Below are 13504 nucleotides of genomic sequence, written 5' to 3'. Positions count from 1 at the left end.
GCGATGAAAAACGCCGCGCCACCCCGAGGGGTGAGCGCGGCGTTCTCGCTTTCGGCGCCCTGTCGCGAGCCGCCTTCAGCGCCGGGCGGCGGCCCGCCCGGCCTCGCGGCCGAAGAAGGTGGAATCGCCGAGCGACATGCCCGAGCTGTAGCCCTCGCCCCAGCGCGGCAGGCCGCAGGCCGTGCGGCCGGCGGCGTAGAGGCCGGCGATCGGCTGGCCGTCGGCGTCGAGCACCTCGCCGCTGGGCCGCGTGTGCAGGCCGCCCATGGTGAAGGCGTGCGCCTTGAGCTCGCCGATGCAGTAGCTCAGCGCAGCGAAGGGCGCCTCGGTGAGCGGACGCAGCCAGTTCGCCGCCTTGTGGAACAGCGGGTCCTCGCCCTCTGCGGCATGGCGGTTGAACTCGGTGACGGTATGCACCAGGCTGCCCGCAGGCAGGCCGAGCTCCTGCTCCACCTCTTCCCAGGTCTCGCCCACCGCGGCCACCTCGATGTCGGGCTCGATCACCGGACGGCCGAAGATCTCGTTGTCGACCAGCAGCCAGGCCTTGCCCTCGGGCTGGCGCAGCACGTAGTGGCCGACGCGCCCGTGGTAGGCGTCCTCGTTGATGAAGCGTTCGCCGCGCGCATTGACGAAGATGCCCTTCACCAGCGACTCGGGCGGGAAGAAGGGGATGGTGGCAAAGAACTGGTCCATGTGTATCGTGGCGCCGCCCACGCTCATGCCCATGCGGATGCCCGAGCCGTCGTCGTTGCCGCCGGAGACGACCTCGGTGCAGGCGAGCGCCCCGGGTGCGAAGCGCGCCACCATGTCGCGATTGACGATGAAGCCGCCGGCGCACAGCAGCACGCCCTTGCGTGCGCGCACGAACTTCTCCTCGCCCTCGATGCGCACGATCACGCCGACCACGCCCTGGGCGTGGTCCACGATCAGGCTCAGCGCGCGCGCGTTGCAGTGCACGATCGCGCCCACGGCTTCGGCGCGCGCGCACAGCTTCTCCATCAGCACCTTGCCGCCGCCCCAGCCCTTGAATTGGGCGGTGTGGCCACGCGGCGCCGGCTTCGCCCGGGCGCTGAAGGGCCACGCCGCCTCGCTGCCCGACCACAGCAGGGTGTCGTCGGTGGTGGGCTCGATCCACTTGCCGGGCAGGTAGGTGCCCTTGAAGGGCACGCCCTGGGCCTCCAGCCAGTCGAAGTGGGCCGCCGCCTGCTCCGCATAGACGCGCACGCGCTCAGCATCGGCGCCGGGGCCGCCTGCCATCATCAGATAGGTGTACAGGTCCTCGGTGCTGTCCTCGAAGCCGTGTTCGCGCTGCACCCGCGTACCGCCGCTGCCGCCGACATAGACCTCGCCGCCCGACCACGAGGCGCTGCCGCCCGGCGCAGCCGCCACCTCGAAGACATGAACCTCGGCGCCGGCCGCGCGCGCCTCGATCGCCGCGCAGCTGCCTGCGGCGCCGAAGCCGATCACGGCGACGTCGGTCTCGATGTCCCAGCGCGGCACGTCCTCGACGCGGCAGGCGCGGGCCGGGGAGTGGCGAGGGGAGGCCTGCGGGGAGGAGGGTGTAGGTGTCGTTGTGCTCATGCCGGTTTCCTTGTCCCGTTTCTGTGTGCGCACGATGATCGAAGGAGTGCTCGCCGGCGGCATCCTCCGATTGAACGATACCGCTCCGCTGCGGTGCGGATCGTGGGTTCATAGTCCGCATTGACGATGAAACGCCTCTGCGCCGCCGCCAATATCGTCCGCATTCCAACAAGATCAGGGGTGGAGCGTGAGCGAGCAAGATCAGTCACAGATGAGCTGGGACGTCATCGTCGTCGGCTCCGGTGCGGGCGCGATGACCTCGGCGGTGGTCGCTGCCGACCGTGGTCTGTCGGTGCTGGTGATCGAGAAGAGCGACAAGTTCGGCGGCACGTCGGCGATCTCGGGCGGTGGCATCTGGATCCCCAACAACCACTACTTCAAGGCCAAGGGCGGCAAGGACAGCTACGAGAAGGCGCTGCAGTACATCCTGGCGGCCGGCGGCGGCCGGGCCGACGAGGCCAAGGTGCGCGCCTACCTCGACCATGCGCCCAAGATGATCAAGTACCTCGAGGACAAGTCCCGGGTGCGCTACGACGTGGCCGAGAAGTACCCCGACTACTACCAGCACCTGCCCGGCGCATTGCCCGGCGGACGCTCGCTCGATCCCGAGCTGTTCGATACCAGCGCGCTCGGTGACGAACTGCAGAATCTGCGTCGGCCCTCGCCCTCGACGCTGCTGATGGGGCGCATTTCCTGGACCGCGCGCGACGCCCACGTCGCCATGGCGCGCGAGCGCGGCTGGCGCTTCAAGATCCTTGGCCTGATGCTGCGCTACAAGCTCGACTTCAAGTGGCGCAAGAAGAGCAAGTACGACCGCCGCGCCGGGCTGGGCAGCTCGCTGGTGTGCGCGCTGCGCGCCTCGCTGCTCGACCGCAAGGTGCCGCTGTGGCTGAAGACGGACTTCCGCGACCTGGTGCTCGACGGCGACCGCGTGATCGGCGTGCGCGTGATGCGCGAAGGGCGCGAGCTGACGTTGATGGCCCGCCGCGGCGTGATCCTGGGGGCCGGCGGCTTCGAGCAGAACCAGGCGCTACGCGAGAAGTACCTCCCTCAGCCCACCAAGCGCGAGTGGAGCGCCACGCCGCCGGGCAACAACACCGGCGCCGCGCTCGAGGCCGGCATGGCCGCGGGGGCCGCCACCGACCTGCTCGAATGGGCGTGGTGGGCGCCGACCATCGCCGTGGTCGGCGAGGAGAAGCCGCGCGGCGTGTTCGCCGAGCGCGCCTTCCCGGGCGCGATCGTGGTCAATGCGCTCGGCAAGCGTTTCTGCAACGAGGCCCAGGGCTATCTCGAGTTCGGCGACGCCATGTACAAGGACCGCGACGCCACCGGCGGCAAGAACGTGCCGGCGTGGTGCATCTTCGATGCCCACTTCCGCTTCAACTACGCGATGGGTCCGCTGATGCCCGCGCAGATCATGCCCGACAGCCGCCTGCGCAAGGAGTGGCTGGGCAGCGTGTACTGGAAGGCCGACACCCTCGACGAGCTGGCGCGCCAGATCGGCGTCGATGCCGCCGGCCTCAAGGACACCGTGGCCAAGATGAACGACTACGCCCGCAGCGGCAAGGACGCCGATTTCGGCCGCGGCGACAACGTCTTCGATCGCTACTACGGCGACGTCAACGTCAAGCCCAATCCCTGCATCGCGCCGATCCAGAAAGGGCCGTTCTACGCCATGCGCATGGACGCGGGGGACATCGGCACCAAGGGCGGGCTGCTCACCGACGCCCAGGCGCGCGTGGTGCGCCCGGACGGCTCGCCGATCGACGGCCTGTACGCCATCGGCAACACCTCGGCCTCGGTGATGGGCACCGCCTATCCCGGCGCCGGCGCCACCATCGGGCCGGCGATGACCTTCGGCTACATCGCCGCCCACCACATCGCAGGCAACGCGTGACGAATCGACAGGAGACAGTTCACATGGCAGGACGGATCGAAGGCAAGGTGGCGCTCGTCACCGGGGGCGCGAGCGGCGTCGGGCGCGCGACGGTGGAGCTTTTCGTCAGCGAGGGCGCCCGGGTCGTGTTCACCGACCTCAACGCGGACGCCGGCGAGTCGCTGGCGGCGAGCCTGGGCGGCCAGGCGACGTTCATCCGCCAGGACGCCGCCTCGCCGGCCGACTGGGACGCCGTGATGGCGACGGTCCGCGAGCGCTTCGGCCGGCTCGACATCCTGGTGAACAACGCCGGCATCCTGCTCAAGGGGTCGATCGAGGACGCCTCGCTGGAGGACTGGCAGCGCCTGATGCGGATCAATGCCGACAGCGTCTTCCTTGGCTGCAAGGCCGGCGTGGCGCTGATGAAGGAGGGCGGCGGCGGCTCGATCATCAACATGTCCTCGATCGCCGGTATCGCCGCCAAGGAAGACTACGCCGCCTACGGCGCCTCCAAGGCCGCCATCTCCGGGCTCACGCGCGCGGTGGCCGCGCATTGCCGCAAGGCCAAGTACCGCATCCGCTGCAACTCCATCCACCCCGACGGCGTCATGACGCCGATGACGGCCGGCTCCTACCCGAAGGGCGTCGACCCGGCGCGCTTCACCATCGACGCCGACCCGATGAACCGCGCCTGCCTGCCCGAGGACGTCGCCGCGGCGATCCTGTTCCTCGCCGACGACACCTCGCGCGCGGTCAACGGCATCGAGCTGCGCGTCGACAGCGGCCAGTTCGTCATGAGCATCTGAGCCGCCGCAACAACACCGGAATCATCATGACCGCACATTTCGTACCGCCGCTCGCCCGCACCCTGCCGGCGCTCGTGCTCGAGGCCGCAAAGCGCCACGGCGAGCGCATCTTCATCGAGGACGGCGACACCCGCATCGACTATGCCAGCCTGCCGGCGCGCGTGTTCGCCGTCAGCCGCGCGCTGATCGCCCATGGCATCGAGCCGGGCGACCGGGTCGCGATCTGGGCGCCCAACCGCGCCGAATGGATCCTGGCCGCGCTCGGCATCCATTGCGCGGGCGCTGCGATGGTGCCGATCAACACCCGCATGAAGGGCGCCGAGGCGGCCGACATCATCGAGCGCAGCCGGGCTCGCGTGCTCTTCGTGGTCGACCGCTTCCTCGACATCGACTACCCGGCGATGCTCGCCGGCTGTCGTCCGGCCACGCTGGAGAAGGTGGTGGCGATCGGCGAGGCCGGTGCCCATGCCGACACCGACTGGGCGCGCTTCCTCGCCGACGGCGAGGGCGTGAGCGAGGGCCAGGCGCGCGTGCGGGCGCAGGCGGTGCAGCCCGACGACATGTCGGACCTGATGTTCACCTCCGGCACCACCGGCCGACCCAAGGGCGTCGTCAGCGCCCACCGCCAGATCATCCAGGCCTTCATCGAGTACGTGAAGATCGCCGGCATCGAGGCCGGCGACCGCTACCTGATCGTCAATCCCTTTTTCCACACCTTCGGCTACAAGGCCGGCTGGGTCACCTGCCTGATTGCCGGCGCCACCGTGCTGCCGCATCCGGTGTTCGACGCCGAGGCGGTGTTCCGCCGCATCGAGGCCGACCGCATCAGCGTGCTGCCCGGGCCGCCCACGCTCTACCTGTCGATGCTCGCCCACCCGAAGCTGGCGCAGACCGACCTCTCCAGCCTGCGCGTGGCCGTCACCGGCGCCTCGACCATCCCGCCGGTGCTGATCGAGCGCATGCGCGCCGAGCTCGGCTTCAAGGTCGTGCTCACCGCCTACGGCCTCACCGAATGCGGTGGCCTCGCCACCATCTGCGCAGCCGACGACGACGCCGAGACGGTGGCGCTCACCAGCGGCCACGCCATTCCGGGCACCGAGGTGCGCATCGTCGATGCCGACGGCCGGCCGCTGCCGGCCGGCGAGGCGGGCGAAATCTGCCTGCGCGGCTTCCACGTCATGCAGGGCTACTTCGAGGACGCCAAGGCCACCGCCGAGACCATCGACGCCGAGGGCTGGCTGCACACCGGCGACGTCGGCACGCTCGACGCGCGCGGCTACCTGCGCATCACCGACCGCCTCAAGGACATGTTCATCGTCGGCGGCTTCAACTGCTACCCGGCCGAGATCGAGGCCGCGCTCACCGCGCACCCCTCGATCGCCCAGGTGGCGGTGATCGGCGTGCCCGACGAGCGCATGGGCGAGGTTGGCTGCGCCTGCGTGGTGCTGCGGCCCGGCCAGGCGCTGGACGAGCGCGGGCTGATCGCCTGGTCGCGCGAGCGCATGGCCAACTACAAGGTGCCGCGCTTCGTGCGTTTCTTCGCCTCGTTGCCAGTCAATGCGTCGAACAAGGTGGCCAAGAACGAGCTGCGGGCGCTGGTGCGTGTTCCTGCGTGAGCGCGCCGCGGCGTCGCCACCCCATGTCGAATCCAGCGTCGAATCCACCGAGGTCCGCATGAGCCAAGCATCCGATCTGTTCGCCCCGTTCAAGCTGGGGCCCGTGACCCTGCGCAACCGCTTCATCCGTGCCGGCGCCAACGAGGGCATGGTGCTCGATGGCGCGCCCACCAAGGCCCTGGTCAAGCACCACCGCGACATGGCCGCAGGCGGGGTGGGGCTCACCACGGTGGCCTACGGCGCGGTCGCCAAGGTGGGCCGCACGCTGCCCAACCAGGTGTGGATGCGTCCCGATATCCTCCCCGACCTCAAGGCCCTGGCCGATGCCGTGCATGCGGAAGGCGGCGCGATCTCGTACCAGCTCACTCACGGCGGCTCCTTCGTCACCTCGGTGAAGGTCGACGGGCCGACGATGAGCGCCTCGGGCGGCCTCAACAAGGCCGGCCTGATGCGCGGCAACTTCTTCCAGCGCGCGATGACCCGCGCCGACATGGACATGGTCGCCCAGCAGTTCGTCGACGCCGCCGAGCTGTGCCGCCAGGCCGGCTTCGACGCGGTCGAGATCCACATGGGCCACGGCTACCTGCTCAACCAGTTCATCTCGCCGCTCTCCAACAAGCGCAAGGACGAATACGGCGGCAGCGCCCGGAACCGCGCGCGCTTCCCGGCCGAGGTGCTGCGCCGGGTGAAGGAGAAGGTCGGCGGACAGATGGCGGTGCTCGCCAAGATCAACGTCGCCGATGGCGTGCCGGGCGGCGCCACCGCCGACGACGCCATCGTCACCGCACGCCTGCTGCAGGAGGCCGGCGCGGACCTGCTGGTGCTGTCGGGCGGGCGCAACATCGAGTCGGGCTGGTTCATGTTCGGCAGCAACTTCGACATGGACGAGATGAAGAAGGTGCTCAAGGGCAGCTGGCTCACCGGCCTGATGATGAAGCTGTCGCAGCTCGGCACGCCGAAGGTGCAGTTCCGTGAGATGTATTTCCTCGAGTACTCGCGCCGCATCCGCGCGGCGGTCGACATTCCGCTCGGCTACCTCGGCGGTGCGCGCTCGCTCGCCAACGCCGAGCAGGCGATGGCCGAGGGCTTCGATGCGGTGGTGATGGCGCGGCCGCTGATCCACGATCCGCAACTGGTGAACAAGTTCCGGCGCGGCGAGGCGCGCACCTCGGGCTGCATCAACTGCAACCGCTGCGTGCCCTACATCTACCACCCGGCGGGCACCCTGTGCGTGCTGAACCCGCCGAACGAAGTGGCCTTGAACCAGGTGCGCGCCTCCGGCTGAGCGCGGTCTCAGCGTGGGCGCGCGCCCACGTCCTGCGCTGTTCCCGGCGCCCGCCACCCGATCTGGGCCGCGGGCGCCGTCGGTTTACGTCAGGCAGTGATGCCGCCGCCGTTCAGCGGCACGATCTGGCCGGTGACCCACTCGGCCTCGCGCGAGGCCAGGTAGGCCACGCCGGCGCCGACGTCGGCGGGCGATCCTGCGCGCGGGATGATGCAGTTCTTGCGCGCCAGCTCCTCGGAGCCTTCCCAGTTGTTCATCGTGCCCAGCGACAGCGCGTTCACATTGACGCCCTTGCGCCCGACCTCGGCCGCGAGCTGGCGCACGAAGCCGACCACGCCGGCCTTGGACGCCGCATAGGCAGCGATACCCATCGGCACCGCGGCGCGCCAGGACTCGGAGGTGATCGCCACGATGCGGCCCCACTTCTTCTCGATCATGCCGGGCAGCACGGCGTGGCAGCCGTTCATCAGCCCGTACATGTTGAGCTTGACGAAACGTTCCCAGTCCTCGGGCTTGGACTCGAGGAACTTGCCGTAGCCCATGCCGCTCGTCGGTACGCCGGCGTTGGAGACGTAGACGTCGACGATGCCGCCCTGCTCGCGCACGGCGGCCACCATCTTCTGCACCGCCTCGTAGTCGGTCACGTCGGCGGGCGCGGCCAGCGCCTTGAGCCCGGCGGCGCGCAGCTCGGCGGCGGCCGCCTCGGCACGCTCTGGGAAGAAGTCGTTGATCGCAACCGTGGCGCCCTGGCGGGCCAGGGTCTCGGCCACGCCGCGGCCCATGCCGCGGCCGGCGCCGGTGACGATGGCGACGCAACCGTCGAGGCGGAAGAGCGGCGCGGTGGGGGCGGGGGAGGCTTGGGTCAGGGGCGAGTCGGACATTTGGTCGGTGTTCCTGTCAGGTGGGGGAAACGGGGGGGCGGAGTGGGGCGGACGAAGTCGGGCGGACGCAGCCGGTGCCGGTCGGCATCGGCGTGCGCCTCACGGGCTTCAGCGCCCCTCGAACGTCGGCGGCCGCTTCTCGATGAAAGCCTGCATGCCTTCCTTCTGGTCGCGCGAGGCGAACAGCAGCGCGTTGGCGCGGCGCTCCATCGCCAGCGCGGTCTCGAGCGGGGCGTCCATGCCCAGCAGGATGCATTCCTTGATCTGCTCGGCGGCGAGCGGCGGCATCGCGGCAACCATGCGCGCCAGTTCGATCGCGGTCGGGATCACCTGGTCGTCGGCCACCAGGTCGCTCACCAGGCCGGCGGTCCACGCCTCGTGCGCGGTGATCGGCTTGCCGGTGAGCGCCATGCGCATCGCCTTGACCTTGCCCACCGCGCGCACCAGGCGCTGGGTGCCGCCGATGCCGGGCATGATGCCGATGCGGATCTCGGGCTGGCAGAAGCGGGCGCCCTCGCCGGCGACGATGATGTCGGCCAGCATCGCCAGTTCGCAGCCGCCGCCGTAGGCGTAGCCGCAGACTGCGGCGATCACCGGCTTGGGGCAGTGCTGGATCGGCCCCCACACGCGCTCGGTATGGCGCTGGGTGATCTCGATCGGGCCGACGCCGGCCATGCTGGTGATGTCGCCGCCGGCGGCGAACACCTTCTCGCCGCCGGTGAGCACGATGCAGCGCACGGTGTCGTCCGCCGCCAGCTCGGTGAAGCGCTGCGACAGCAGAGCCTGCAGCTCAAGCGACAGCGCGTTGGTGGCCTGCGGGCGGTTCAGGCGCAGCAGCGCGACGCCGCCGTCGAGGCGTTCGAGCAGCAGGGGCGAAGCGGTTTCTGACGGAGATGTCGGGTCTGTGGTCATGGAGCCTCCAGGAGCGCCCCGGGGGCGGACGGCCTGTGCGGGCGCGGCAACCGGGGAAGGGGATGGAATGCATGTTCCGTCCTCCACGCAAGGCGCTCATCGTCCATTCAGACGAAGAATGCTGCGGGAGCCGAACCTAGACTCGCAGGCATCAACCATCGTGGAGAAGTGCATGAACAATCAGGCTTCGACGGGCGCCGCGGCGCTCGACTACCGCGGCAAGGTCGTGCTCGTGACCGGCGGCACCAAGGGCATCGGCGCAGGCATCGCGCGGGGCTTCCTGGCCGCGGGGGCGGCGGTCGTCGTCTGCGGCCGCAATGCGCCCGAGACGCTGCCCGAGGCCGGCGGCAAATCGGCCGACTTCATCCCTGCCGACGTGCGCGACATCGAATCGCTGCAGGCCCTGTTCGCCGCCATCCGCGAGCGCTTCGGCCGCCTCGACGTGCTGGTCAACAACGCCGGCGGGGCGCCGTTCGCGCTCGCCGACAAGGCCTCGCCGCGCTTCCACGAGGGCATCATCCGCCTCAACCTGATCGCGCCGCTCAACGTCGCCCAGCAGGCCAATGCGCTGATGCAGCAGCAGGCCGAAGGCGGCGTCATCATCTTCGTCGGCAGCGTCGCCGCCTCGCGGCCCTCGCCGGGCACCGCCGCCTATGGCGCGGCCAAGGCCGGCGTGCTGTCGCTGGCGTCCTCGCTCGCGGTGGAGTGGGCGCCCAAGGTGCGCGTGCTGGCAATCAGCCCGGGGCTGGTGCAGACCGAGCAGGCCCACCTGCACTACGGCGACGAGGCCGGCATCGCCGCCGTCGGCGCCACCATTCCCGCCGGCCGCATGGCCACGCCCGACGACATCGCCAACGCCTGCCTGTATGCCGGCTCGCCGATGGCGGCCTACTTCGCCGGCACCAACCTGCTGCTGCATGGCGGCGGCGAGCGGCCGGCCTTCCTCGCCGCGGCCAATCCGGGCGAGCAGCACTGACGGAGCGATGGCCGGTCCTGAGCACGGGCAGGCTGTTTCCGTGTCAGCGGAATACGCCAGCCGGTGCTTGCGCTGAACTTTGCTGTCATTTCTGCACCGGGCGGATATCGATAAGGGAGTGGAGCATGGCCGTCAAAGGGGTTAATCGAGTCATCTTGGCGGTACATGATCTGGAGGCATCGAAAGCCTTCTACAGAGAACTTCTCGGCGCTGAATTCCACGAAGCCAACTGGACAGGTGAAGCGTTTGGCATTCAAGTGGCGATCAGCTGGAACGCAGGCATTGAACTTTGCGCTCCAATGCCTGGGCGACAAGCCGACTGTTTTCTGGCGCCAATGCTGAAGAGCAGGGGAGAAGGCATCCTCAATGTCGTCTTTGATTTCGACGATGTCGATGAACCGTATGCGCGTGCGAAGGCTATGAGCATTGCGACGGTCAACGCAGTCGACTACACGCAAAGTGAGATTGATGCGCACCTGGACGGGATGTTCTCTCGATACAAAGAGTATTTCCTTGGCACAAGGGAAAAATGCGGGTTTGCGATCACTCTTGGTGAATTCAAGGCGAAGCGCGAATAGCGCTGATGAATTCACCGCGCTGCCAGAACCTATGCTGACCCGGCAGGCGTTCATCATTTCGCACGAGTGAACTCGGGCCGATTGGGCCGACCAGCGCCACTGGCTCGAACGGCCAGCTCGGGCCGTCGACCGCCTGGCAACTCTGCATGTGGTCGTAGCTATCCGCCGGAAGAGGGAGCAGAAATCTCAGGATCCTGCCCCTTCCCTGAGCCGGGGAATCAAGAATTTCTCTATTGTGAATTGCATCTTTTGGCGATCCGTTTCGAGCGCCTCGGGCATATGGTCGAACCTGCCGTGGCATGTCCACGGCTGCAGTTCGACTTCAGCAGAGGAGGAAAGGAAATGATCAGCAGACTGGCAATTGCCATCGCCATGGGCGCGGCGATCAGCGCTGCAGGCGGCGCACTCGCTGCGCAGGACACCAGCCAGATACCTTTCCCGGAAGGCTATCGCAGTTGGTACCACCATCATTCGACGGTTAACCTCGCCGGCCACGATCCCGCAGGCAACGTCGGAATCCAGCATGTCTATGCCGATGCCGCCGCCAGGGAGGGCCTGAGGAGCGGGAAGTTCGCCAAGGGCGCCACTTTCGTCGTCGACCGCTTCGCCTATTCGGAAGACGCGAACCACGCGCTCTCCCAGGGCGCGCGCAAGGTCATCGCGGTCATGGTGAAGGACGACGACCGCTATCCCGAAACCGGCGGATGGGGTTTCCAAGCCTTCAAGGGCGGCGACCCGAATGTCCGAGCGGTGACGGACGGCGGTATCCAGTGCTTCACCTGCCACATCCCGCTCGCGGACAACGACCATCTGTTCACTCGCGGTGAGTGAGCACCGCCATCTAAGACCTGCAAAGCCGGCCAGCAGGCTCGCCGTCCATTCGACCAGGGAATGGACGGCGCTACTGAGGCTCAGCCCGCAGGCGCCTGCGACCGCCAGCGCCAGCGCCAGGGTGCGCTTGAGCGGCAGGCTCAGCATCAACGCCGTCGATGATCGCGCGGCGCGACAGGCGGGCGCCGTGCAGGAAGAACAGCAGCGCGATACCGGCATGGGTGAGCCCGTCGAAGAGCGCAGCGAACGCGCCCTGTGCGGGCAGGACGGCGGTGAGCAGGATCGTGAAGCGATCGAAGAGGAGCGTCAGCAAGTTCATGGCGGTCCGGGGCCGGGAGGGGCGTGAGCGGGCAAGGGTGGAGAGAAGGGGAGCAGGGCGACGGGCGGAGCGGCCAGGCCGCAAAGCCGGTGCGCTTGTGACGAAGCCTAGCGCACGGCGATACTGCCGACTAACGCCAACGCGCTCTTCAATGTCGCTGACCAGACATGCCGCCCACCCTGCACGATGAGCTTGCCGGGCTCACCGTTCTGCCGCGCCCGGTCTTCGGCCACGCCGAGTCGGTCGCCAATCGCGCGCTTGGCTATCGCCACGCCCATCCCTGGGTCCAGTTCGCCTATGCGCTGCTCCGCCGACACCGAGATCCGCAGCCTGTACATCGACCCCGCCGCCTCGCCCAGCGCGCAAGGCGGCTGCCGCGTGCTCGTGGTGAGTCCCTTGCTGCGTGAGTTGATCCGCGCCTTTGGCGCCTTGCCCGCCGAGTACGACGAGTACGACGAGCACGGAGCGGCGGCCGGCTTGCCGCAGTGCTGCTCGATCAGGTGGCCGCAGCGCCCGCGCTCGGCCCGACGCTGCCGCTGCCGCAGGAGCCGCGCCTGCGCCGGGTGTGCGAGGCGCTCGAGGCCGAGCCCGATTCGCGCGACGGGCTGGCCGCCTGGCGCGCGCGCCAGGGGTGTTCGGAGCGCACGCTGGCGCGGCTCTTCCGCGAGCACACCGGCCTCAACTTCCGGCTCTGGCGCCAGCGCCTGCGCCTGATCAGCGCCTTGCCCCTGCTCGAGGCCGGCGAGCGCGTCACCGACGTCGCGATCGCCTGCGGCTACGATTCGGTGTCGGCCTTCATCGCCCGCTTTCGCGAGCATTTCGGGGCGACGCCGGGGGCGTTTGCGGGGGGCGTGAGAATGAGTGATGCCGGTGAAGGGGAAGAAGGCAATGTGATCGTGGTGATAAATCGGCTGATCGGCAGGTGCGACGGTTCGGGCGGATCCACAGGTCATGGACAGGCTTTGACCGCGATCAACAGCAGCTATGCGGATGCGGATGCCAACAGGGGGAGCCGGTCATCACCTGCCGTCGGGAATCCTGCCAGAACTCCCCTCGTCGGCTTGTCCTGGATGACCGGTTTACGGCGACGAACTGGGGCCCCGCGTTGGCTCAACCGGCCAGTTGCTGTCGCTCGGCCTGAAGGTGGGCCGGCCGTTCGAATGGCGGCTACCCTTGATCTGCCGCCCTTCCGTCTGTGTCCTATCGTGCTCTTTTCCAATTGGCGGGATCAAGAAGTGCCTCGAAGCCGCGCTGTTGCTGAGGTTCCCATACCGCTTCAGACAGACTGGTTCGCTTCTTCCTATCGTGTGGTGCCGTCTCCATAAACGACCGCGACCTCATCACGCAAAGGCTTTGCGCCGCCCCTTCCAATGGGTCCGGCTTTGCGTTCCATCGTGGAGCGGCAAACGTAGCTCCATTAGTCAAAATCTAGCCCAAATGGATGCTGGCAAGAAAAGCCTTCACCCAACCGTTTACGACATTCAGCCGCGTTTACCTCGCAGACCTTCTTCGAAAGGCGACGCAGACCAGTCTACTTGGTCGTCCGAATAAGGACGCCCGCGTTAACCTTGATTTAATTCCCCTGCATGATAAAACTACAGCGACATCGTTACTACAGGAGTAAATCAAATGACCAAGCCGACGCTCAACGGCATATTCACAAATCTGAACAACCGGCCCCTGAGAGTTGTCCTTCGCCGTCGCATTACAGCACGCTGGAGTCAATACGAAGTTTTCCGGCCAAAGGATAGAATCAGCGGCGTAGTTATCGCAATTCAATCCTTATCGGACGAAGACTCGCCATTCTTGGAGAAATTCCTTGCGTTAGACGAGGTCCGCTACC

Annotated in this window: 13 protein-coding genes; 8 read left to right on the top strand and 5 right to left on the bottom strand. The window is 68.0% G+C overall.

Annotation, left to right across the window (positions count from 1 at the left end; translation table 11 throughout):
• Positions 1-75 precede the first annotated feature (75 nt).
• Positions 76-1581 (bottom strand): FAD-dependent oxidoreductase, encoded by a 1506-nt coding sequence (locus AAG895_RS10405; RefSeq protein WP_345791945.1) that lies wholly within the window; start codon positions 1579-1581, stop codon positions 76-78.
• A 187-nt stretch (positions 1582-1768) separates the two neighbouring features.
• Here AAG895_RS10405 and AAG895_RS10400 point away from each other — a divergent pair, with 187 nt between their 5' ends.
• Genes AAG895_RS10400 through AAG895_RS10385 form a run of 4 tightly spaced genes read left to right on the top strand, consistent with a single transcriptional unit; the run spans position 1769 to position 7164 of the window.
• Positions 1769-3478, top strand: a complete 1710-nt coding sequence (locus AAG895_RS10400; protein WP_345791944.1) for an FAD-dependent oxidoreductase — start codon at positions 1769-1771, stop codon at positions 3476-3478.
• Positions 3479-3501: 23 nt separating this feature from the next.
• Positions 3502-4263: a glucose 1-dehydrogenase gene (locus tag AAG895_RS10395; protein WP_345791943.1), complete on the top strand. Its 762-nt coding sequence runs from the start codon at positions 3502-3504 to the stop codon at positions 4261-4263.
• 26 nt (positions 4264-4289) lie between these two features.
• Positions 4290-5879: a FadD3 family acyl-CoA ligase gene (locus tag AAG895_RS10390; protein ID WP_345791942.1), complete on the top strand. Its 1590-nt coding sequence runs from the start codon at positions 4290-4292 to the stop codon at positions 5877-5879.
• A gap of 58 nt (positions 5880-5937) precedes the next feature.
• Positions 5938-7164, top strand: a complete 1227-nt coding sequence (locus AAG895_RS10385; protein WP_345791941.1) for an NADH:flavin oxidoreductase — start codon at positions 5938-5940, stop codon at positions 7162-7164.
• Between the two features lie 89 nt (positions 7165-7253).
• Here AAG895_RS10385 and AAG895_RS10380 read toward each other — a convergent pair whose 3' ends face one another.
• Both AAG895_RS10380 and AAG895_RS10375 read right to left on the bottom strand, forming a co-directional pair.
• Positions 7254-8045 carry an SDR family NAD(P)-dependent oxidoreductase gene (locus AAG895_RS10380; RefSeq protein WP_345791940.1) on the bottom strand — a complete coding sequence of 264 codons (792 nt, stop codon included), beginning with the start codon at positions 8043-8045 and terminating at the stop codon, positions 7254-7256.
• A 108-nt stretch (positions 8046-8153) separates the two neighbouring features.
• The gene (locus AAG895_RS10375; RefSeq protein WP_345791939.1) at positions 8154-8957 is read right to left on the bottom strand and encodes an enoyl-CoA hydratase; all 804 of its coding nucleotides are present in this window, start codon (positions 8955-8957) and stop codon (positions 8154-8156) included.
• A gap of 172 nt (positions 8958-9129) precedes the next feature.
• Between AAG895_RS10375 and AAG895_RS10370 the strand changes: the two genes are divergently transcribed.
• The 3 genes from AAG895_RS10370 to AAG895_RS10360 all read left to right on the top strand — a co-directional run bounded on the left by AAG895_RS10370 (position 9130) and on the right by AAG895_RS10360 (position 11342).
• Positions 9130-9933 (top strand): SDR family oxidoreductase, encoded by an 804-nt coding sequence (locus tag AAG895_RS10370; RefSeq protein WP_345791938.1) that lies wholly within the window; start codon positions 9130-9132, stop codon positions 9931-9933.
• Positions 9934-10058: 125 nt separating this feature from the next.
• On the top strand, positions 10059-10511 hold the full coding sequence (locus AAG895_RS10365; protein WP_345791937.1) for a VOC family protein: 453 nt from the start codon (positions 10059-10061) through the stop codon (positions 10509-10511).
• A gap of 342 nt (positions 10512-10853) precedes the next feature.
• On the top strand, positions 10854-11342 hold the full coding sequence (locus tag AAG895_RS10360) for a cytochrome P460 family protein (RefSeq protein ID WP_345791936.1): 489 nt from the start codon (positions 10854-10856) through the stop codon (positions 11340-11342).
• Positions 11343-11412: 70 nt separating this feature from the next.
• Here the strand turns inward: AAG895_RS10360 and AAG895_RS10355 are convergent, their stop codons facing one another.
• Complete coding sequence (locus tag AAG895_RS10355) at positions 11413-11661, bottom strand: bile acid:sodium symporter (protein ID WP_345791935.1); 249 nt, start codon at positions 11659-11661, stop codon at positions 11413-11415.
• Positions 11662-11768: 107 nt separating this feature from the next.
• Positions 11769-11999: a hypothetical protein gene (locus AAG895_RS10350; RefSeq protein ID WP_345791934.1), complete on the bottom strand. Its 231-nt coding sequence runs from the start codon at positions 11997-11999 to the stop codon at positions 11769-11771.
• Between the two features lie 147 nt (positions 12000-12146).
• Between AAG895_RS10350 and AAG895_RS10345 the strand changes: the two genes are divergently transcribed.
• Complete coding sequence (locus AAG895_RS10345; RefSeq protein WP_345791933.1) at positions 12147-12986, top strand: AraC family transcriptional regulator; 840 nt, start codon at positions 12147-12149, stop codon at positions 12984-12986.
• The last annotated feature ends 518 nt before the right edge of the window (positions 12987-13504 follow it).

Origin of the sequence: Thauera sp. JM12B12 (assembly GCF_039614725.1) — a bacterium.
Taxonomy (GTDB): Bacteria; Pseudomonadota; Gammaproteobacteria; order Burkholderiales; family Rhodocyclaceae; genus Thauera.
This window is presented reverse-complemented; position numbering and strand designations above follow the sequence as displayed.